The sequence below is a fragment of the Streptomyces sp. NPDC051315 genome (genome assembly GCF_044455165.1).
Lineage (GTDB): Bacteria > Actinomycetota > Actinomycetes > Streptomycetales > Streptomycetaceae > Streptomyces.
The window spans coordinates 49,459-69,831 of record NZ_JBITEN010000018.1 but is presented as its reverse complement, the minus strand read 5'-3'; the positions used below and the strand labels follow the sequence as shown (position 1 = coordinate 69,831).

The window sequence follows — 20,373 nt, the reverse complement described above, 5'->3', positions numbered from 1 at the left end:
TGTGGTGCGGATCTCTTGATCCGTTCGAGAGGAATCAAGAGGAGTCAAGAGGAAACGGTTCGGCGGTGACTTGGCCGTACCGTGGGGCCGGGCGGCACCATGAGCTGGAGCGACGCCGTGGGCCGGGTCGGCGCCGTGAGCCCGGAGCAGTTGTCCCCGACGCCGGCGGGGCGATGAGGTCGATCGCGGGGAGTGGCTCAGCTCGCCATTGCCGTCGCCAGTTCGCGCACCGCCACCACGTCCATCCGGGCCGGTGCGCCCAGGACCGTCGCTCCACAGCTCTCCGGACGCGGTGGCAGGGACGCGCCCTGCGCCACGACGACGCTCCAGTGCCGGCCGTCGGCGTGTGCGACGGTCACCTCCCAGCGGGGCGCCTCGCCGTGGGTACGGACCACGCCGAGGGCCTCTGCCGCGTACTCGCCGGTCGCCGCGCGCACGGCCAGCTCCGCCGCCTGGCCGGGCCGTTCCCAGGCCGAGCTCCCGCGGCAGCCCTCCAGGACGATCCGTCCCTCCTGCACGCCGTGCAGGGCCTCCTTGACGCTGTGTGCCGCGGCCCGGCCGTAGGCGTAGCCGTGCGGCAGGACGAGCAGAGTGGGGGAGAAGCGGTGACCACCCAGATGGGTGACCTCCCAGACACCGTCCACGCCGGAGGCGGCCAGTTCCGCCGCGAGGGGACGGCCCAGCAGCGCGCAACAGCGGTCACGCTTGCCGTTGGTGCAGACGAGGGCGAGCGGGTCGCCGGTGTGGGGACGGCCCTGGAGCGCGGCGTCGAAGCTGTGGTGGTCGCCCCGGCCGAGCGCGGCGAAGTCGAGGTCCAGCAGTCGGCTCGGGTCGCCGGTCGTGGCGCTGCGCAGCCACACCCGACCGGGGACGGTGTGGGCCGCGTACACCTGGCGCACGCGTGGAGTACGGCAGTCCGCGTGCCGTCCCGGGCGCCGGATGAGCGCGACGCGGACGCCCGTGTCCTGGGCAGCCGCCTCCAGGGCGCGGCCGAGTGCGGGGTCCAGGTGGCTCGACACCAGTGCCTTGGCACCCCAGGGGCCGGGCTGTTCCAGCAGGAGCCAGGTCCTCGCCGTGGGCGCGGTGCCGGACATGGGCTCGTCCAGGTCCCGCGAGACGGCCGTGCACGTACTCACAGAGGTGAGCCTAACCTGACTTCGCCCCACGTGACTGACCGTCGGCCGCGTGTCCTGCCTCGCACGCACGCGCGCGCGTGCCGTACCGGGATACGGGTGTCGCGCTCTGTCGATACATCACACCAGGTCAGGGGGGTGTACGGTGCGGGTGGGGTGCGGCGGGCCTACTCCGGCAGCGGCTGGGGAGGCATCGGTCCCACGTAGTGTCCGCTGGGACGCATGCGCAAGGGCCGCTCCGCGTACTCCTCCAGGGCGTGGGCGATCCAGCCCGCCGTACGGGCCACGGCGAACACCGTCTCGCCCGCCGTGGCCTCCATGCCGCAGGACGCGGTGAGGACGGCGAGCGCGAGGTCGACGTTGGCGTGCAGCGGGCTGTACCGGGCGGTCGTGGCGACGATGTCGCGGGCGGCGGCGAGGGCGGGCGCGGCTTCGGGAACCTCCTCCAGGAGAGCGAAGAGAACCCGCGCGCGTGGGTCCTCTCCCGGGTAGAGGCGGTGCCCGAGCCCCGGGATGCGGCGGCCGGCCCGCAGCTCCTCGGCGACGACGGGAGCGGCCGAGCCCTGGTCGAGCACCTCCTGCACGAGCCGGTGGGCGAGCCCGCTCGCCGCGCCGTGCAGCGGGCCCTCGAGCACCCCGAGCCCCGCGGAGACGGCCGCGTAGGCGTGGGCGCGAGCGCTCGCGGCGACGCGGACCGCGAGCGTGGAAGCGGCCAGGTCGTGGTCGACGAGCAGCCCGAGGGCCGTGTCCAGGACGTGCAGCGGCGCCTCGGCGGCGGGCCGCCAGCTGAGCCGCCCCCACAGTCGCTGCGCCAGGGCACCGCCGTCCCGATGGGTGCGCTGCTTCGGCGGCAGGGCGGCGACGAGGGTCGGAATCAGCGTGCGCGCGGTGCCGAGCACGGAGGCCTCGGACAGGTCGAACCGGAGGGGGTCCGCGGCCGCGGCGGCGATCGCGGCGACCCGCAGGCGGTCGGCGGGGCCGGTGTGTTCCGGCAGCGCGTCCACGGCGCGGCGGGCGGCCTGGACGGAGGTCTCGGGCGCGGTGAAGGTGACCCCGGGGCGCATCCGGCCGGTCCACAGCCACTCGGCGACCTCCTCGTAGGAGTGCCGGGTTGCCAGCTCGGTCGCGTCGACGCCGCGGTAGTAGTACCGGTCCTGGTCGATGAAGGTGACGCGGGTGCGCACGGACAGCTCCGCACCCGATGCCGGGGCCCCGCTGATCTCGCGCCTGTTGCGCCGCGCGAGCGCCTCGACCTCCTTGGCGTCGAACGTGCTGCCCCGGCCGTTGGGCACCCGCTGACTGCTGAGCTGTCCCCGGCTGACGTACGCGTACACCGTTTCGGGTTTCACGCCGAGCAGATCGGCGGCCTCCTTGGTGGTCAGACGTCGTTCCGGGTGGGTGGGGCCGGGCTCGTGGTCGCGCATGGGGATCACCGTATCGGCAGAGCTGTTGAGTTGATTCAATCAACATTGACAGATGATCGGTCAGTCATCCACATTCGAATCAATTCCAGGGAGGTCGTCATGTCCGTCAACAGGTCCGCACCAGCACTCATCGAGGTACCGCGAGGGCTCGCGGGAGTCGTCGTCACCGATACGGAGGTCGGCGACGTCCGGGGGCGCGAGGGCTTCTACCACTACCGCCAGTACTCGGCCGTCGACCTGGCGCGGTCCCGCACCTTCGAGGACGTCTGGCACCTGCTCGTGTACGGCGACCTGCCGGACGCGCGGCGCAGCGCCTCCTTCGCCGCCGAGACCGCCGCACTGCGTCACCTGCCCGACGGGGTCCAAGCCGTACTGCCGGCGATCGCGGCGGCCGGGGCCGGTGCGAACCCGCTCGCGGGAATGCGGACGGCCCTGTCCCTCCTGGGAGCCGCGCAGGGTTTCCGACCGGTGTACGACATCGGCGCGGACCAACGCCGTGAGGACGCCGTCGCGGCTGCCGCGGCCGTGCCGACGCTACTGACGGCGCTGCACCGGCTGGGAAAGGGGCTCGCACCCGTCGGGCCGCGCGAGGACCTGTCCTACGCGGCGAACTACCTGTACATGCTCACCGGCGTCGAACCCGGGCCGGAGCGCGTTCGGGCCATTGAGCAATACTTGATCTCAACCATTGATCACGGCTTCAACGCCTCCACGTTCACCGCCCGCGTCATCGCGTCGACCGGCGCCGATGTGGCGGCCTGTCTGGTCGGAGCCGTGGGTGCGCTGTCCGGGCCGCTGCACGGCGGCGCGCCCAGCCGGGCGCTGGACACCCTGGACGCGATCGGCACCCCGGACCGCATCGATGCCTGGATCCGCGAGCGCGTCCTCGCCGGCGAGCGCATCATGGGCTTCGGCCACGCCGTGTACCGCACCGAGGACCCGCGTTCCCGCATGCTCCGCGAGATCGCCCAGAGCTTCGGGGGCCCGCGGGTCGACTTCGCCGTCGAGGTCGAGCGACATGTGGAGGCGATCCTGGCCGAACTGAAACCGGGCCGGGAGTTGCACACCAACGTGGAGTTCTACGCGGGCGTCGTCATGGAACTGTGCGGTCTGCCCCGGGAGATGTTCAGCCCCACCTTCGCGGCGGCGCGGGTCGTGGGCTGGAGCGCCAACCTCCTGGAACAGGCGCGGGACTCGAAGATCATCCGTCCGGTGGCGCGCTACGTGGGGCCGGTGGCGCCGGTGGTGGTGCCGAGCGCGGCCTGAGGAAGTGCGAGGTGCACGAACTGCAGGGGCGCGTGCGCCCGGGAACCGGCCCCGGTGTATGGACCGGCGCGTGGATCCGGCCCGGTCTGGGGGAGCGGCCCGTGAAACAGGCCCTGGCCTGAGGAGTGGCCCGTGGAAGCGGTCCGTGGGACCAGTCCCGGCTTGAGGAAGCGGCCCGTGGAAGCGGTCCGTGAAACCAGTAGCGGCCCGGGGAACCGGCCCCGGCCGGGGGAACCGGTCCCAGCGGGGAAACCGGCCCCGGCCGGAGGAACCCGTCCCCCCGGAAACGCGGAAGGTCCGGCACCTCACGAGGTGCCGGACCGGCGAGTGCGCACGTCACCCGGACCGGTCGGCCCGACGGCGTGCTCCGGGCTTCTTCAGGAGCCCGGAAGGTGCGTCCAGGTGCCGCCCGCAGGTCAGGGACATGGCCTCGCTCACACGTCGGGGATGTCGGCCTTGGCGCGAATCAGCGTTTCACGGGTGATGACCACGATGCGTTCGTAGTCGGCGCGTGAGGCGTCGGAAGGAAGCCCGGCATCGAGCGCCTCGGTGGCGTCCGTGCCGATGACGGCGAAGTTCCCGTCGGCCAACTCGAAGATGTCGGGGCAGTTGCCTCCTCCCGTGCTCCCCCGCTGGCTTGGGGGCACACCGATCCGACGGATGATCTGACTCACTGTTGGTTCCCTCTGACTTTCAAGGCTGAACAGGGTTGAACAAGGCTGGAAGAGCTTGCGCACGACGGCTGCGGGGCGATCGGGGCGGCCCTGTGGGGCGCGTTCGTCATCCGGCGGCGTGAGCGATGATCTTATGGAGTCGCCTACGCGATCACGTGTGAGTCAACCCCAGCAGCGTCTGGGACAACGTGACACTTCATCCGTTCGTTATGGGCCGACGGCGTGATTCTCGGGCCGCGCGCCGGGTTTACTCGCTCGGCGGTTCGCCGACCACCCACCACTCGTCGACGTCGGCCTCCTCGAGCCGGTGCAGGAGGCCGTCGACCATCCGCCCGAGGTCGGCCTCGTCCGAGTCGTCGGGCAGCGTGGCCCGCTGGCCCTGCGTCGCGTACCAGTACTCCCGGACGACGGGGTTCTGCAGCAGGCCCCGGACGCGTCCGTAGAACTCCTCGCGCGTGAGATTGCCGATGCGGTAGTAGAAGAGCAGGTTCGTGTAGAGGGCGTTCGCGAAGAGGTACTGGCGTCGTTTCTGTGGCGAGGCGGGGACTTCGAAGATGTCCAGCACCTCAGCCAGTTCGGGACTGTCGATCGCCTTGCTCAACAACTCCCAGTGCAGCCGCTGCTGGTGCGCCAGGTTGGCGTGGTGCTGGGCGGACGCCATCTGTTCGATGCGTTCCAGCCGTGCGTGCAGTGCCTTGAGGGTGTGCCGTTGCGCGGCGAGCGTGACGAGGGTCCCGGCCGCCAGGCCGAATCCCGCTGCCGCGACGGGCCCCAGCCTCCGTACCCGCGATTTCCGTGTGGCCATGTCAACCCCCGAATCAGGCGACCCTCAGCCGGTCGTCGCGTGATGCGGGTGGAGTGACGGGGACCGGCGAGCGGTGGGCGGCGCTTGCCGTCTCCCAGAGTGCCGAGCGGCTCTGATCGGCGGGGAGGCGGAGAGGAGGCGCACGGAGGGAAGTGAGGGTCGCACGCCACGGCGCCTTGCCCAACGTCTGCCCGGCAAGTGCTGCTAACAATCGTTCACTTCGCGGTGATTCTTCCGGCTCGTATCCTGGGTCGTCATTCAATCCTCGACCGTGCGCCGGTTGCGAGCCGGTGCACGCGTAGGTGCCAGGGAGGTCGCACGTTGACGCAGAGCCGCAGTCCGCAGCAGATCCCGGTCGTCGTTCTCGCCGGATTCCTCGGCTCCGGCAAGACGACGCTGCTCAACCACCTCCTCCACCGCGGCGGCGGCAGCCGCATCGGCGCGATCGTCAATGACTTCGGGGCCATCGAGATCGACGCCATGGCCGTGGCCGGTGCCCTCGGCGACTCGACCGTCTCCCTCGGCAACGGCTGTCTCTGCTGCGCCGTCGACGCCGGCGAGCTCGACGTCTACCTCGAACGGCTCGCCCGCCCCTCCACCGGCATCGACGTCATCGTCATCGAGGCCAGCGGCCTGGCCGAGCCCCAGGAACTCGTACGGATGGTGCTGGCCAGCGAACACCCGGGGATCGTGTACGGCGGACTCGTCGAGGTCGTCGACGCCGCCGAGTTCGACGAGACCCGCACGAAGCATCCCGAGATCGACCGGCACCTGGCCCTCGCCGACCTCGTCGTCGTGAACAAGCTCGACCGGACGCCCGACGCCGACCGCGTCCTCGGGCTCGTCCGCTCCCTCACCGACCGGGCCGCCGTCGTCCCCGCCACCTACGGCCGGATCGACCCCGAGTTCCTCTTCGACTGCCGGCCGAGCGAGGAGCGGGTCGGGCAGCTCTCCTTCGACGACCTGCACCGCCAGGACGACCAGGGGCACGACGACCACGGGGAGCACAGCGGCCACCTGCACACCGGCTACGACAGCCTGTCCTTCACCTCCGCGGTCCCCCTCGACCCGCGACGGCTGATGGCGTTCCTCGACAGCCGCCCCGAGGGTCTGTACCGGATCAAGGGGTACGTCGACTTCGGCCCGTACGACCCCGGCAACCGGTACGCCGTGCACGCCGTCGGCCGCTTCCTCCGCTTCTACCCCGAACCCTGGGGACCCGCCGAGGAGCGCCTCACCCAGCTCGTCCTCATCGGCGCCGGCATCGACGCGGACGCCCTCGGCAAGGAGCTGGAGGCATGCCGGATTGATGCCCCGCACGCCGACGAACACGGCATGTGGGGCGTCCTGCGCTACGTACAGGACCCCGGCGAACGGGATGAGGATGCCTTGGCCCAGGTCTGCACGAACCCTGTCCCGGAAGACCTCCCCGAAGACTTCCCGGAGGCTTAGGGAGCGTCCTGTCGATCACCGGTCGAGCCGGAGGGGAGTCCGGATCGCGAGCAGACCCCGGTGTCCTGAGCCAGAGGTGCGGGGACCACCCGGACATCTCCGACTCAGGACACCGGAGTGGCCTGTGGGATCTTGCCGGGGCACGGCCCCCGGCACACGCGTCGGCCGCCTTGTCGGCGGCTGACGACTCCCCACGCTCCCCACGCCCGCCTGCGCTCCCACGGGGGGACTCCCATCGCGCCGACGCCCTTCTCGCGTCGAGGCCCTCCTCCGTTCGCAGCCGCACGCACCAAACCCCGCTCGCAGCCGTACGCGTCGAACCCCGCTCGGCCGCCACGGTCAGCCTCGACCGAGAGGCACCCCCGCTCGAAGCCGACCCGATCCGCCGGTCAGGCCCTTAGTGCTCCGGACAAAAGGGGCGCCCGGCTCGCGACGCCTGGCACGCACGTTCGCCGCGTTGCCGAAAGGCTCTGGTGGCTCCGCCACAAGGACCTTCCGGCGCCTTGCGATCGCACGCACCGGACGCCGCGAGCTGGACTCCCCTTTGGTTCGGAGCTCCTAGACCGGCCCCGCCACCACGGCCACCGTCTTCGCCAGCGACACGCCCGAGCCGTCGCGGCGCGGGTCCATCTCCGGGAGTTCGGCCGGGGTGCCGTTCTTCTGCGCGGCCCGCGCCGGGGCGGCACCCGCCCAGGCCAGGGACAGGCAGTCCTCGCCCTTCAGGAACCGCTGGCAGCGCACGCCGCCCGTGGCGCGGCCCTTGCGCGGGTACTGGTCGAACGGGGTCAGCTTCGCCGTCGTCTGGACGGAGTCGTCCAGCGTGCCGCGCGAGCCCGCGACCGTGAAGACCACCGCGTCCGCCGCCGGGTCGACCGCCGTGAACGAGATCACCTTGGCGCCCTCGGTGAGCTTGATGCCTGTCATACCGCCCGCGGGACGGCCCTGCGGGCGCACCTGCGAGGCCTGGTAGCGCAGCAGCTGTGCGTCGTCCGTGATGAAGACCAGGTCCTCCTCACCGGTGCGCAGCTCGACCGCGCCGACGATCCGGTCGCCCTCCTTGAGGGTGATGACCTCCAGCTCGCCCTTGTTGGACGGGTAGTCGGGCACCACGCGCTTGACGACGCCCTGCTCGGTGCCCAGCGCCAGCCCCGGGGAGGACTCGTCCAGGGTGGTCAGGCAGACCACCGTCTCGTCGCCCTCCAGGGAGACGAACTCCGCCAGCGGGGCACCGCCGGAGAGGTTCGGCGCCGACGCCGTGTCCGGCAGCTGCGGCAGGTCGACGACGTTGATCCGCAGCAGGCGCCCCGCCGAGGTGACGGCGCCGATCTCCCCGCGGGCGGTGGCCGGCACCGCCGAGACGATCACGTCGTGCTTGGTGCGCTTGGCGTCCGCGTCCTCCGCGAAGGGCTCGCTGTTCGCCGTGCGGGCCAGCAGACCCGTCGAGGAGAGGAGGACGCGGCAGGGATCGTCGGCGACCTGGAGCGGTACGGCGGCGGCCGGGGTGCCCGCCGACTCCAGCAGGACCGTGCGGCGCTCGGTGCCGAACTTCTTGGCCACCGAGGCCAGTTCGGTCGAGACCAGCTTGCGCAGCTCCGCGTCCGACTCCAGGATCCGGGTCAGCTCGGCGATCTCCTCGTTGAGCCTCTCCTTCTCCGCCTCCAGCTCGATGCGGTCGTACTTGGTCAGACGGCGCAGCGGCGTGTCCAGGATGTACTGGGTCTGGACCTCCGACAGCGAGAAGCGCTCCATCAGGCGCTCCCTGGCCTGCGCGCTGTTCTCGCTGGAGCGGATCAGGCGGATGACCTCGTCGATGTCGACGAGCGCCGTGAGCAGGCCCTCCACCAGGTGCAGGCGGTCGCGCCGCTTGGCCCGGCGGAACTCGCTGCGGCGCCGGACGACCTCGAAGCGGTGGTCGAGGTAGACCTCCAGGAGCTCCTTCAGGCCCAGCGTGAGCGGCTGGCCGTCGACCAGCGCCACGTTGTTGATGCCGAAGGACTCCTCCATCGGGGTCAGCTTGTAGAGCTGCTCAAGGACCGCCTCCGGCACGAAGCCGTTCTTGATCTCGATGACCAGGCGCAGGCCGTGCGCACGGTCGGTGAGGTCCTTGACGTCGGCGATGCCCTGGATCTTCTTCGAGCCCACCAGGTCCTTGATCTTGGCGATGACCTTCTCGGGGCCGACGGTGAAGGGCAGCTCCGTGACGACCAGGCCCTTGCGGCGGGCCGTCACGGTCTCCACCGACACGGTGGCGCGGATCTTGAAGGTGCCGCGGCCCGTCTCGTACGCGTCCCGGATCCCGGAGAGGCCGACGATCCGGCCGCCGGTGGGCAGGTCGGGGCCCGGCACGTGCCTCATCAGGGCGTCCAGATCCGCGTTCGGGTAGCGGATCAGGTGGCGGGCGGCCGCGATGACCTCGCCCAGATTGTGCGGCGGCATGTTGGTGGCCATGCCGACCGCGATGCCCGAGGCGCCGTTGACCAGCAGGTTGGGGAAGGCGGCCGGCAGCGCCACCGGCTCCTGCTCCTGGCCGTCGTAGTTGGGCGCGAAGTCGACGGTGTCCTCGTCGATCGACTCCGTCATCAGGCTCGTCGCCGCGGCCTGACGGCACTCGGTGTACCGCATGGCGGCCGGCGGGTCGTCGTTGCCCAGCGAGCCGAAGTTGCCGTGGCCGTCGACCAGCGGCACCCGCATGGAGAAGGGCTGGGCCATGCGCACCAGGGCGTCGTAGATCGACGCGTCGCCGTGCGGGTGCAGCTTGCCCATGACCTCGCCGACGACGCGCGCGCACTTCACGTAGCCGCGGTCGGGGCGCAGGCCCATCTCGTTCATCTGGTAGACGATGCGGCGGTGCACCGGCTTGAGACCGTCGCGGGCGTCCGGCAGGGCGCGGGAGTAGATGACCGAGTACGCGTACTCGAGGAAGGAGCCCTGCATCTCGTCGACGACGTCGATGTCGAGGATCTTCTCCTCGTACGAGTCGTCGGGCGGCGGGGTCTTCGTGCTGCGGCGGGCCATCGCTGCCGGCTCCTCCTGTTTTCTGGTCGCTCGCCTACGGGACCTTCACGTCGGTGTCGAGGGGGCGACCGCGCTCAAGCCTTCGGGGCTCGGCGCATTCGCCCTCTCGACACCGACGCGTTCCTTCGGCTCGCTCTGGCTGAAGCGTGTGACGGGTCTGACGCGGACCATTGTGGACCGTGGCACTGACAGTGCGGGCCACGCCCCGGGCCTGGGCGTCCGGCCCCGGCCGGAGGGGCACCTCCTCCACGGCTGCCCGCAGGCTACGCGATCTCGCTCTGGGCGTACGGCGCCCGGGAACTTCGCCGACGCTCCGCGCGCTTGCATACAGTGGCAGGACCGGCAGGAAAACCGCGGTTTCGACGACCGCGTCCGCGATCGGAAGGGACGTACATGCCCATGGGTCACACGGCCACAGCCCAGGCAGGCTCCGGGGGCCTGACAGCGACCGAGCACCGCCTGGCCAACGGCCTGCGCGTGGTGCTCTCCGAGGACCACCTGACCCCGGTCGCGGCGGTGTGCCTCTGGTACGACGTCGGTTCGCGCCACGAAGTCAAGGGGCGTACCGGTCTGGCTCACCTTTTCGAACACCTCATGTTCCAGGGCTCCGCCCAGGTCAAGGGCAACGGCCACTTCGAGCTGGTCCAGGGCGCGGGAGGCTCGCTCAACGGCACCACCAGCTTCGAGCGCACCAACTACTTCGAGACCATGCCCGCCCACCAGCTGGAGCTCGCCCTCTGGCTGGAGGCCGACCGCATGGGCTCGCTGCTGGCCGCCCTGGACGACGAGTCCATGGAGAACCAGCGCGACGTCGTGAAGAACGAGCGCCGCCAGCGCTACGACAACGTCCCCTACGGCACGGCCTTCGAGAAGCTGACCGCCCTCGCCTACCCGGACGGCCACCCCTACCACCACACCCCGATCGGGTCGATGGCCGACCTGGACGCGGCGACCCTGGAGGACGCGCGCGCGTTCTTCCGCACGTACTACGCGCCCAACAACGCGGTCCTCTCGGTCGTCGGCGACATCGACCCGGAGCAGACGCTCGCCTGGATCGAGAAGTACTTCGGCTCGATCCCCGCCCATGACGGCAAGCCCGCTCCCCGTGACGGCACCCTGCCCGACATCATCGGCGAGCAGCTGCGCGAGGTCGTCGAGGAGGAGGTCCCGGCCCGCGCCCTGATGGCCGCCTACCGCCTGCCGCAGGACGGCACGCGCGCGTGCGACGCGGTCGACCTGGCGCTCACCATCCTCGGCGGCGGCGAGTCCTCCCGCCTCTACAACCGGCTCGTCCGCCGCGACCGTACGGCGGTGGCGGCCGGCTTCGGCCTGCTGCGGCTCGCCGGGGCTCCCTCCCTGGGCTGGCTGGACGTGAAGACCTCCGGTGACGTCGAGGTGCCGGTCATCGAGACCGCCATCGACGAGGAGCTCGCCCGCTTCGCCGAGGAGGGCCCCACGGCCGAGGAGATGGAGCGCGCCCAGGCCCAGCTGGAGCGCGAGTGGCTGGACCGTCTCGGTACGGTCGCCGGCCGCGCCGACGAACTCTGCCGGTACGCCGTGCTCTTCGGTGATCCGCAGCTCGCCCTGACCGCCGTCCAGCGCGTGCTGGACGTCACGGCGGATGAGGTGCGGGAGATCGCCCAGGCCCGTCTGCGTCCCGACAACCGGGCCGTGCTGGTCTACGAGCCCGTCGAGAGCGCGGAAGGCGCCGAGAGCGCCGAGAACGCCGCAAGCACCGAGAACACCGCCGACGAGGACGAGAACGAGGAGGCGGCCCAGTGACCGAGCTCGCCACGATGGACTTCCACCCCCAGCCGCAGGCGGGCGAGGCCAGGCCGTGGGCGTTCCCCGCCCCCGCGCGCGGGACGCTCGACAACGGCCTGACCGTTCTGCACTGCCACCGCCCCGGCCAGCAGGTCGTCGCCGTCGAGGTCCTCCTGGACGCGCCCCTGGACGCCGAGCCGGCCGGCCTCGACGGCGTCGCCACGATCATGGCGCGGGCCTTCTCCGAGGGCACCGACAAGCACTCCGCCGAGGAGTTCGCCGCCGAGCTGGAGCGCTGCGGCGCGACCCTCGACGCGCACGCCGACCACCCCGGCGTCCGCCTGAGCCTCGAGGTGCCGGTCTCCCGCCTGGCCAAGGCCCTCGGGCTGATCGCCGACGCCCTCAGGGCGCCCGCGTTCGCCGACAGCGAGGTCGAGCGGCTCGTCCGCAACCGTCTCGACGAGATCCCGCACGAGCTGGCCAACCCCTCCCGGCGGGCCGCCAAGGAGCTCTCCAAGGAGCTGTTCCCGGCCACCGCGCGCATGTCGCGCCCCCGCCAGGGCACGGCGGAGACGGTCGAGACCATCGACTCGGCGGCCGTCCGCGCCTTCTACGAGAAGCATGTCCGCCCCGCCACGGCCACGGCCGTGGTCGTCGGCGACCTCACGGGGGTCGACCTGGACGCGGTCCTCGGCGACACCCTGGGCGCCTGGACGGGCTCCTCGGCCCAGCCGCGGCCGGTGCCGCCGGTGACCGCCGACGACACCGGCCGGGTCGTCATCGTGGACCGTCCCGGCGCCGTCCAGACGCAGCTGCTGATCGGCCGCATCGGTCCCGACCGGCACGCGCGCGTGTGGCCCGCGCAGGTGCTCGGCACGTACTGCCTCGGCGGCACCCTCACCTCCCGCCTGGACCGCGTCCTGCGCGAGGAGAAGGGCTACACCTACGGGGTGCGCGCCTTCGGGCAGGTCCTGCGCTCAGCGCCGGACGGCACGGGCGCCGCGATGCTCGCCATCAGCGGCTCCGTCGACACCCCGAACACCGGTCCCGCGCTGGCGGACCTCTGGCAGGTGCTGCGCACCCTCGCCGCCGAGGGCCTCACCGACGCCGAACGCGACGTCGCCGTGCAGAACCTGGTCGGCGTGGCACCGCTGAAGTACGAGACCGCGGCGGCCGTCGCCGGCACGCTGGCCGACCAGGTCGAGCAGCACCTTCCCGACGACTACCAGGCGACGCTGTACCAGCAGCTGGCCGCGACCGGCACCGTGGAGGCCACCGCGGCCGTCGTGAGCGCCTTCCCGGTCGACCGTCTGGTGACCGTCCTCGTCGGTGACGCCGCCCAGATCAAGGAGCCGGTCGAGGCCCTGGGCATCGGCGAGGTGAAGGTCGTGTCCGCGGAGTAGGCACCGCGACAGCGCGCACGCCCGGCCGCCGGGCCACGCGCGGGTGCGAGGGGCCCTGGTGACCGACGCGTCACCAGGGCCTCCTGATGTCCGAATTGAGGGAGAGGTTGCCTGTCTGCCCTGTGGCATGCGCTACAAAAGCCGCGTTCCGTTTGGGGATTGACAGCGGGCGCGTCTAGTTTCATCCGGGCTGTTCGTCGGGCAGTGCGCCGCATCCGCGGCACCGGACAGCCATCGCCGAGTCCCCGTACGGCGCGAGCCAGGGGAGCCGGGGACCCAAGTACACAGTCCCTGGGGTGAATCGGACGCCCGCGCGTGACGCGAGGGGGCCCGTAGGAGACCTTCCTGCTCCGAACCCGTCAGCTAACCCGGTAGGCGAGAGGGAAGGAAAGGACCACTCGACTTCATGGCGTTCACCTGCGCCACCGGGAAGCACCGTCGTCCCAGCCGGATGAAGCGCACCACCGCCCGCGCGGCGGGCATCGCGGCGCTCACCACCACCGGCGTCATCGGCACCGTGGCCTCCTCGCCGGCGCTCGCCGCCGAGACCTCCGCGGAACAGACCGGGCTGATCCCCGTCGTCACCATCGGCGACTCCGTCGCCGAGCAGATCGACGACCAGGCCGCCGCACAGAAGCAGGCCGCCCAGGAGGAGGCCGCGCGCAAGGAGGCGGCCGCCCGGGCCGCCGCGAAGATCAAGAAGGAGCGCGAGGCCAGGGCCCGCGCCGCCCGTGAGGCCGAGCGCGAGCGCCTGAACACCTTCGTGTCGCCCATCACCGGGTCCTACGTGTCCACCGGCTACAAGTCCGGTGGCTCCCTGTGGTCCTCCGGCAGCCACACCGGCATCGACTTCCACGCCTCGAGCGGCACTCCCGTGCACGCCGTCGGGCTCGGCACCGTCGTCGAGGCCGGCTGGGGCGGTGCCTACGGCAACCAGGTCGTGATCCGGATGAGCGACGGCACGTACACCCAGTACGGTCACCTGTCGTCCATCAGCGTCTCGGTGGGCCAGAAGGTCACTCCGGGCCAGCGGATAGGCCTCTCCGGCGCGACGGGCAACGTCACCGGCCCGCACCTGCACTTCGAGGCCCGTACGAGCACCGAGTACGGCTCGGACATCGACCCGGTCGCCTACCTCCGCAAGCACGGCGTGAACATCTGACGACGTACGGCGACAGATCGTGCAGCCCCGGCCCTTCCGGCCGGGGCTTTCGCCGTTTCCCGCTCCCCGCTGTCCAAAAAATATCCATGGATTCCGACCCGCCGTCGGAAATTGCGGCTCATTGCAATAGAGTCACTGACCACACGTCATTCGTCGACGTTTCACGGGGATTAAGGCGGAGGTCGGTCATGCGTATTCCGGCGCACTCGGTGTGCACGGCCATCCGGGACGACATCGTCGCGGGTGTCTACGAGCGCGGCAGCCGCCTCACCGAGGAACTCCTGGCCCGTCGCTACGGCGTCTCGCGCGTCCCCGTCCGGGAGGCGCTGCGCACGCTGGAGGCGGAGGGCTTCGTCGTGACGCGGCGGCACGCGGGCGCGTGCGTCGCCGAACCGACCGAGCAGGAGGCCGCCGACCTGCTGGAGATGCGCATGCTGCTGGAGCCGCTCGGTGCGGCCCGGGCCGCCCAGCGGCGCACCGAAGCGCATCTGAAGGTGCTGCGCGGCCTCGTCCGGCTGGGGCAGGAGCGCGCCAGGAGGGGCAGCAGCGAGGATCTGCGCTCCCTGGGCGGGTGGTTCCACGAGACGCTGGCCCAGGCCTCCGGCAGCCATGCCCTGACCTCGACGCTCACCCAGCTGCGTCACAAGATCGCCTGGATGTACGCGGTGGACGCGCCCGCCAACCCGGTGGAGTCCTGGGCGGAGCACGGCGCGATCGTGGACGCGGTGGCGCGCGGCGACGGCGAGCGCGCGCGGGCGATCACCGCGCTGCACACCGAGCGCTCGTCCGCCGCACACCGGCTGCGCTTCGCGGGCGGGGACCGCCAGGACCGTGTGAGGACTTCGCAACACGTCGTAAACATGTCGGGCCCGCGTCATTAACACGGGGGCCGTATACAAAGAAGGGAATTCGGCGGAGCTGTATTTCCGCTGCCCTTTTTCTGCCGCGCCCGGAATTTCCGACGGCGCGCTCTTCGTGTGCCCGGACTATTTTCCGTCATGCCTCCCGAGATTTCTCCGCAGCGAGCGCGGGAAAACGGCGGAGCCGCGCCGCCCGTGAAGGGCGACGCGGCTCCGTACGCGCTGCGGGCGAGGCTCAGACGGTCTCGGGAAGCTCCTCGAGCCCCTCGGAGACCAGCTTGGCCAGCCGGTCGAGGGCGACGTCCGCGCCCTCGGCGTCGGAGGCGAGGACGATCTCCTCGCCGCCCTGGGCGCCCAGGCCGAGCACGGCCAGCATGGAGGCCGCGTTGACGGGGTTGCCCCCCGCCTTGGCGATCGTCACCGGGACGCCTGCGGCCGTGGCGGCTCGGACGAAGATGGAGGCGGGGCGGGCGTGAAGGCCCTCGGCCCAGCCGACGTTGACGCGGCGCTCAGCCATGTGATGCTGCCCTTCGGTGTTCAGGGTTGTCTAGACCAGTGTTCCACACGTGAAACGTGCCCGGAACGGTCCTGCGTACCGTTCCGCCGTGGCCGTCGGGTCGCGGCCTCGACCCGACGTTCCGTCCTCCACAGACTGCCCCGCGCCGCTGTCGGACGCGAGCCGTACTCTGGGGCCCATGCAGAGCGCGCCGGACCGGCACGAGTACCCCGCCCACTGGGAAGCCGACGTGGTGCTGCGCGACGGCGGCACCGCACGCGTCCGCCCCATCACCGTTGATGACGCCGAGCGTCTGGTCAGCTTCTACGAGCAGGTCTCGGACGAGTCGAAGTACTACCGCTTCTTCGCGCCCTACCCGCGTCTGTCCGCCAAGGACGTCCACCGCTTCACGCACCACGACTTTGTGGACCGGGTGGGACTCGCGGCCACGGTCGGCGGCGAGTTCATCGCCACCGTACGCTATGACCGCATCGGCGCCGACGGCCTGCCCGCCTCCGCGCCGGCCGACGAGGCCGAGGTCGCCTTCCTCGTGCAGGACGCCCACCAGGGCAGGGGCGTGGCCTCCGCGCTCCTGGAACACATCGCGGCCGTCGCGCGCGAGCGCGGCATCCGCCGGTTCGCCGCCGAGGTGCTCCCCGCCAACAGCAGGATGATCAAGGTGTTCACGGACGCCGGGTACACCCAGAAGCGCAGCTTCGAGGACGGCGTCGTCCGACTGGAGTTCGACCTCGAACCCACCGAGCGCTCCCTGGCCGTGCAGCGCGCGCGGGAGCAGCGCGCCGAGGCCCGCTCCGTACGGCGGCTGCTGACGCCCGGCTCGGTCGCCGTCGTCGGCACCGGCCGCACCCCCGGCGGCGTGGGCCGCAGCATCCTCGGCAACCTGCGGGAGGCCGGCTTCACCGGACACCTGTACGCGGTGAACAAGGCCTTCCCCGAGGGCCTGAAGCAGCTCGACGGGGTGCCCGCCCACCGCTCGGTGCGCGAGATCGACGGTCCCGTCGACGTCGCCGTCGTCGCGGTCCCGGCCGAGCACGTGCCCGAGGTCGTCGCCGAGTGCGGCGAGCACGGCGTGCAGGGACTCGTCGTCCTCGCCGCGGGATACGCCGAGAGCGGCCCCGAGGGACGCGAGCGCCAGCGCGACCTCGTGCGCCGGGCGCGCGCGTACGGAATGCGGATCATCGGCCCCAACGCCTTCGGGATCATCAACACCTCCCCGGAGGTGCGGCTCAACGCGTCCCTGGCGCCGGAGATGCCCCGGCCCGGCCGCATCGGACTGTTCGCCCAGTCCGGCGCCATCGGCATCGCCCTGCTGTCCCGGCTGCACCGGCGCGGCGGAGGCGTCACCGGCGTCACCGGCGTGTCGACGTTCGTCTCCTCCGGCAACCGCGCCGACGTCTCCGGCAACGACGTCCTGCAGTACTGGTACGACGACCCCGACACCGACGTCGCCCTCATGTACCTGGAGTCCATCGGCAACCCCCGCAAGTTCACCCGCCTGGCACGGCGTACGGCGGCGGCGAAGCCGCTCGTGGTGGTGCAGGGCGCGGGATCCGCTCCCCAGGGGCACGCCGTACGGGCCACGCGGCTGCCGCACGCGACGGTGTCGGCGCTGCTGCGGCAGGCCGGCGTGATCCGCGTGGACACGATCACCGAGCTGGTGGACGCGGGCCTCCTGCTCGCCCGCCAGCCGCTGCCGCGAGGCCCGCGGGTGGCCATCCTGGGCAACTCCGAGTCCCTGGGACTGCTGACGTACGACGCGTGCCTCTCCGAGGGGCTGCGCCCGCTGCCGCCGCTGGACCTGACCACCGAGGCGTCCGCGGAGGACTTCCACGCGGCGCTCGTGCGGGCCCTGACCGACGACACCTGCGACGCGGTCGTGGTGACGGCGATCCCGGCGATCGGCGAGGCGTCGCCCGGCGACGCGGAACTGGCGGCGGCGCTGCGCTCGGCCGCGGCCAGGGGCCCCGCCAAGCCGGTGCTCGTCGTGCACGTGGAACTCGGCGGCCTAGCCGAGGCCCTGTCGGCCGCCACGAGCACCGCCCCACGCGCGCGTGCCGCGACGGCGGACGCGGGGACACCGGGCACGGGCCCGGGACCCGCCCCCGTGGCCGAGGCTCCCGAGGGCGCCCACCTCATCCCCGCCTACCCCGCCGCCGAACGCGCGGTCCGCGCCCTCGCCGAGGCCGTGAAGTACGCGCAGTGGCGCCGCGAGGCCGCGGACCCCGGCAAGGTGCCCGAATACGAGGACATCGACGAGAAGGGCGCCGCCCGGCTGATCGGTGGGCTCCTCGCGCGCGGGCAGGGCCTCACCCTCGGCACCGACGAGACCTGCGAGCTGCTCGGCCGGTACGGCATCCCCGTACGCCGGGCCCTCCCCGCCCCCACCCCGGACGAGGCCGCGCGGGCCGCCGGCGCCCTCGGCTACCCCGTCGCCCTCAAGGCCACCGCACCCCACCTGCGCCACCGCGCCGACCTGGGCGGCGTCCGGCTGGACCTCGCGGACGAGGAACAACTGCGCCGCGCGTACGCAGAGTTGACCGAACTCTTCGGCAAGCCGCAGGAGGTGCGCCCGGTCGTCCAGGCGATGGCCCCGCGCGGGGTCGACACCGTCGTCCGCGCGGTCATCGACCCGGCGGCCGGAGCGGTGCTCTCGTTCGGGCTCGCCGGAGCCGCCTCGCAGCTGCTCGGGGACATGGCGCACCGCCTGGTCCCGGTCACCGACCGCGAGGCGACCTCCCTGGTCCGCTCGATCCGGACGGCACCGCTGCTGTTCGGCTGGCGCGGCTCGACGCCCGTCGACACCCCCGCCCTGGAGGAGCTGCTGCTGCGCGTGTCCCGCCTGGTCGACGACCACCCCGAGGTCGTCGCGGTCACCCTGGAGCCGGTCGTCGTGGCCCCGCACGGCCTGAGCGTCCTCGGCGCCTCGGTCCGCCTGGCACCGCCGCCCGCCCGCGACGACCTCGGCCCGCGGACGCTCCCGGCGTACTGAAGCGGCCGCGAGCCGTCCCCGGCCCCCGTGTAGAGGTCCCTCGCAGTCAGTGGGTCCCCGTAGGATGGACGGCATGGCCAAGACCAGTACGACGACCCAGGGGCTGCGTGCGGCGATCGAGCGCAGCGGCTACTACCCGGCCCTCGTGGCCGAGGCGGTGGAGGCCGCCGTGGGCGGCGAGCCCATCCGGTCGTACCTGGTCCACCAGGAGACCACCTTCGACCAGAACGAGGTGCGCCGGCACGTGACCGTGCTGGTCCTCACCGGCAACCGCTTCATCGTCAGCCACACCGACGAGCAGGCCGCCGACACCACCTCCCCGACCCCGTACGCGACCACGTCCACCGAGTCCGTGAAGCTCGACCGGATCTCGTCGGTCGTGGTCAGCCGGGTGGTCGCCAACCCGGAGTCGTACACGCCGGGCACCCTGCCGCGCGAGGTCGTGCTCACCATCGGCTGGGGCGCCGTCTCCCGCATCGACCTGGAGCCCGCCGCCTGCGGCGACCCCAACTGCGACGCCGACCACGGTTACACGGGCAACTCGACGGCGGACGACCTCAGCCTGCGCGTCAGCGAGGCCGGGGACGGCCCGGAGACGGTGCGTCAGGCGCTCGCCTTCGCGCAGTCGCTGTCCGAAGCGACCGCGGACCTCACCCGCTGATGTCGCACCCGTCGCCCCCCTCCGCCCATGACCGCGGGCGCTCCGCGCCCACCCTCTCCGATGCCGACTGGGGCCACCCGGAACCCCTCGCCGTCTCCTCCGCGCCCGCCCCCGCCTACGGCTCCGGCTCCCTCGCCGACCTGCTGCCCACCCTGGCGGCGGGCATGGGCGTACCCGGCATGACCGCGGCGATCCCGGAACTGACCGCGGCCGACCGCAACTGCGTCTTCCTGATCGACGGCCTCGGCTGGGAGCAGATCAAGGCCCATCCGGACGAGGCGCCCTACCTGCACGCGCTCCTCGCCGGATCGCGCGGCGGCACCGGACGCCCGATCACCGCCGGCTTCCCGGCGACCACCGCGACCTCCCTCGCCTCCGTCGGCACCGGCCTCCCGCCCGGCGCCCACGGCCTGCCCGGCTACACCGTGCGCAATCCGGCCACCGGCGAGCTGATGAACCAGCTCCGCTGGCAGCCGTGGACCCCGCCGGACGCCTGGCAGCCGTACCCCACCGTCTTCCAGCTGGCCGACGCGGCGGGGGTGCACGCCGCGCAGGTGTCCTCGCCCACCTTCGAGAACACCCCGCTGACCAAGGTGGCGCTCAGCGGGGGGACCTTCCTCGGACGCCTGACCGGCGAGGAGCGCATGGACCTCGCGGCCGAGCAGCTCGCGGCCGGCGACCGCTCCCTGGTCTACACGTACTACGCCGAACTCGACGGCGCCGGACACCGCTACGGCGTCGCCTCCGACACCTGGCGCGGCCAGCTCATGTACGTCGACCGGCTCGTCCAGCGCCTCGCGGAGCAACTCCCGCCGCGCAGCGCGCTCTACGTCACCGCCGACCACGGCATGGTCGACGTGCCCTTCGACGAGGAGCACCGCATCGACTTCGACGAGGACTGGGAACTGCGCGCCGGGGTCGCCCTGCTGGGCGGCGAGGGCCGCGCCCGCCACGTCTACGCCGTACCGGGCGCCGAGAACGACGTCCTGACCTGCTGGCGCGAGGTGCTCGGCGAGCAGTTCTGGGTGGCCTCGCGGGACGAGGCCCTCGCCGCCGGCTGGTTCGGGCCGCCCGGCGAGGTCGACGAGCGCGTGTACGCCCGCCTCGGCGACGTGATCGCGGCCGCCCGCGACGACGTCCTGCTCATCGCCTCCGAGCGGGAGCCGAAGGAGTCGGCGATGGTCGGCAACCACGGCTCGATGACCCCTGCCGAGCAACTCGTTCCGCTGCTCGAAGTACGCTCCTGAA

At 72.1% G+C, this 20,373-nt stretch carries 15 protein-coding genes and 1 riboswitch; of the genes, 9 read left to right on the top strand and 6 right to left on the bottom strand.

The window, feature by feature from the left end:
* Window positions 1–197: 197 nt before the first annotated feature.
* Complete coding sequence (locus ACIBBD_RS29745) at window positions 198–1,136, bottom strand: sucrase ferredoxin (protein WP_399422648.1); 939 nt, start codon at window positions 1,134–1,136, stop codon at window positions 198–200.
* Window positions 1,137–1,300: 164 nt separating this feature from the next.
* On the bottom strand, window positions 1,301–2,557 hold the full coding sequence (locus ACIBBD_RS29740) for a citrate synthase (protein WP_399422647.1): 1,257 nt from the start codon (window positions 2,555–2,557) through the stop codon (window positions 1,301–1,303).
* Between the two features lie 99 nt (window positions 2,558–2,656).
* Between ACIBBD_RS29740 and ACIBBD_RS29735 the strand changes: the two genes are divergently transcribed.
* Window positions 2,657–3,823: a citrate synthase/methylcitrate synthase gene (locus tag ACIBBD_RS29735; RefSeq protein ID WP_399422646.1), complete on the top strand. Its 1,167-nt coding sequence runs from the start codon at window positions 2,657–2,659 to the stop codon at window positions 3,821–3,823.
* 434 nt (window positions 3,824–4,257) lie between these two features.
* Here the strand turns inward: ACIBBD_RS29735 and ACIBBD_RS29730 are convergent, their stop codons facing one another.
* A complete protein-coding gene (locus ACIBBD_RS29730; RefSeq protein WP_392004422.1) occupies window positions 4,258–4,497 on the bottom strand; it encodes a hypothetical protein in 240 nt (79 codons plus the stop codon).
* A 247-nt stretch (window positions 4,498–4,744) separates the two neighbouring features.
* Window positions 4,745–5,302 (bottom strand): DUF6082 family protein, encoded by a 558-nt coding sequence (locus ACIBBD_RS29725; RefSeq protein WP_399422645.1) that lies wholly within the window; start codon window positions 5,300–5,302, stop codon window positions 4,745–4,747.
* A gap of 321 nt (window positions 5,303–5,623) precedes the next feature.
* On the opposite strand from ACIBBD_RS29725, the gene ACIBBD_RS29720 reads away from it, so the two are divergent.
* On the top strand, window positions 5,624–6,754 hold the full coding sequence (locus ACIBBD_RS29720) for a CobW family GTP-binding protein (protein WP_399422644.1): 1,131 nt from the start codon (window positions 5,624–5,626) through the stop codon (window positions 6,752–6,754).
* A 558-nt stretch (window positions 6,755–7,312) separates the two neighbouring features.
* Here ACIBBD_RS29720 and ACIBBD_RS29715 read toward each other — a convergent pair.
* Window positions 7,313–9,769, bottom strand: coding sequence for a DNA topoisomerase (ATP-hydrolyzing) subunit A (locus ACIBBD_RS29715; RefSeq protein WP_399422643.1), 2,457 nt, complete (start codon window positions 9,767–9,769; stop codon window positions 7,313–7,315).
* Between the two features lie 399 nt (window positions 9,770–10,168).
* Between ACIBBD_RS29715 and ACIBBD_RS29710 the strand changes: the two genes are divergently transcribed.
* From ACIBBD_RS29710 to ACIBBD_RS29695, 4 genes are all read left to right on the top strand, one after another.
* Window positions 10,169–11,551: a M16 family metallopeptidase gene (locus tag ACIBBD_RS29710; protein WP_399422728.1), complete on the top strand. Its 1,383-nt coding sequence runs from the start codon at window positions 10,169–10,171 to the stop codon at window positions 11,549–11,551.
* Window positions 11,548–12,936, top strand: coding sequence for a M16 family metallopeptidase (locus tag ACIBBD_RS29705; protein WP_399422642.1), 1,389 nt, complete (start codon window positions 11,548–11,550; stop codon window positions 12,934–12,936). The genes ACIBBD_RS29710 and ACIBBD_RS29705 overlap by 4 nt, the downstream gene beginning before the upstream one ends.
* A gap of 225 nt (window positions 12,937–13,161) precedes the next feature.
* Window positions 13,162–13,329: riboswitch (cyclic di-AMP (ydaO/yuaA leader) on the top strand.
* Between the two features lie 13 nt (window positions 13,330–13,342).
* A complete protein-coding gene (locus tag ACIBBD_RS29700) occupies window positions 13,343–14,098 on the top strand; it encodes a M23 family metallopeptidase (RefSeq protein ID WP_399422641.1) in 756 nt (251 codons plus the stop codon).
* Window positions 14,099–14,286: 188 nt separating this feature from the next.
* Window positions 14,287–14,979 (top strand): GntR family transcriptional regulator, encoded by a 693-nt coding sequence (locus ACIBBD_RS29695; RefSeq protein WP_399422640.1) that lies wholly within the window; start codon window positions 14,287–14,289, stop codon window positions 14,977–14,979.
* 214 nt (window positions 14,980–15,193) lie between these two features.
* Here the strand turns inward: ACIBBD_RS29695 and ACIBBD_RS29690 are convergent, their stop codons facing one another.
* Complete coding sequence (locus ACIBBD_RS29690) at window positions 15,194–15,475, bottom strand: HPr family phosphocarrier protein (RefSeq protein WP_145866789.1); 282 nt, start codon at window positions 15,473–15,475, stop codon at window positions 15,194–15,196.
* Between the two features lie 178 nt (window positions 15,476–15,653).
* Here ACIBBD_RS29690 and ACIBBD_RS29685 point away from each other — a divergent pair, with 178 nt between their 5' ends.
* The 3 genes from ACIBBD_RS29685 to ACIBBD_RS29675 all read left to right on the top strand — a co-directional run bounded on the left by ACIBBD_RS29685 (window position 15,654) and on the right by ACIBBD_RS29675 (window position 20,372).
* Entirely contained in the window at window positions 15,654–18,464 is a 2,811-nt protein-coding gene (locus tag ACIBBD_RS29685; protein ID WP_399422639.1) for a GNAT family N-acetyltransferase, read from the top strand.
* 64 nt (window positions 18,465–18,528) lie between these two features.
* Complete coding sequence (locus ACIBBD_RS29680) at window positions 18,529–19,125, top strand: DUF5998 family protein (RefSeq protein ID WP_399422726.1); 597 nt, start codon at window positions 18,529–18,531, stop codon at window positions 19,123–19,125.
* Window positions 19,125–20,372 carry an alkaline phosphatase family protein gene (locus tag ACIBBD_RS29675; RefSeq protein ID WP_399422638.1) on the top strand — a complete coding sequence of 416 codons (1,248 nt, stop codon included), beginning with the start codon at window positions 19,125–19,127 and terminating at the stop codon, window positions 20,370–20,372. The genes ACIBBD_RS29680 and ACIBBD_RS29675 overlap by 1 nt, the downstream gene beginning before the upstream one ends.
* Window position 20,373: the final 1 nt, after the last annotated feature.

Excerpts from the sequence above, each read along its gene's own strand:
- ACIBBD_RS29740 (WP_399422647.1), bottom strand. The coding sequence starts at position 2,557 with ATGCGCGACCACGAGCCCGGCCCCACCCACCCGGAACGACGTCTGACC.
- ACIBBD_RS29735 (WP_399422646.1), top strand. The coding sequence starts at position 2,657 with ATGTCCGTCAACAGGTCCGCACCAGCACTCATCGAGGTACCGCGAGGG.
- ACIBBD_RS29725 (WP_399422645.1), bottom strand. The coding sequence starts at position 5,302 with ATGGCCACACGGAAATCGCGGGTACGGAGGCTGGGGCCCGTCGCGGCA.
- ACIBBD_RS29715 (WP_399422643.1), bottom strand. The coding sequence starts at position 9,769 with ATGGCCCGCCGCAGCACGAAGACCCCGCCGCCCGACGACTCGTACGAG.
- ACIBBD_RS29710 (WP_399422728.1), top strand. The coding sequence starts at position 10,169 with ATGGGTCACACGGCCACAGCCCAGGCAGGCTCCGGGGGCCTGACAGCG.
- ACIBBD_RS29700 (WP_399422641.1), top strand. The coding sequence starts at position 13,343 with ATGGCGTTCACCTGCGCCACCGGGAAGCACCGTCGTCCCAGCCGGATG.
- ACIBBD_RS29695 (WP_399422640.1), top strand. The coding sequence starts at position 14,287 with ATGCGTATTCCGGCGCACTCGGTGTGCACGGCCATCCGGGACGACATC.
- ACIBBD_RS29690 (WP_145866789.1), bottom strand. The coding sequence starts at position 15,475 with ATGGCTGAGCGCCGCGTCAACGTCGGCTGGGCCGAGGGCCTTCACGCC.
- ACIBBD_RS29685 (WP_399422639.1), top strand. The coding sequence starts at position 15,654 with ATGCAGAGCGCGCCGGACCGGCACGAGTACCCCGCCCACTGGGAAGCC.
- ACIBBD_RS29680 (WP_399422726.1), top strand. The coding sequence starts at position 18,529 with ATGGACGGCATGGCCAAGACCAGTACGACGACCCAGGGGCTGCGTGCG.
- ACIBBD_RS29675 (WP_399422638.1), top strand. The coding sequence starts at position 19,125 with ATGTCGCACCCGTCGCCCCCCTCCGCCCATGACCGCGGGCGCTCCGCG.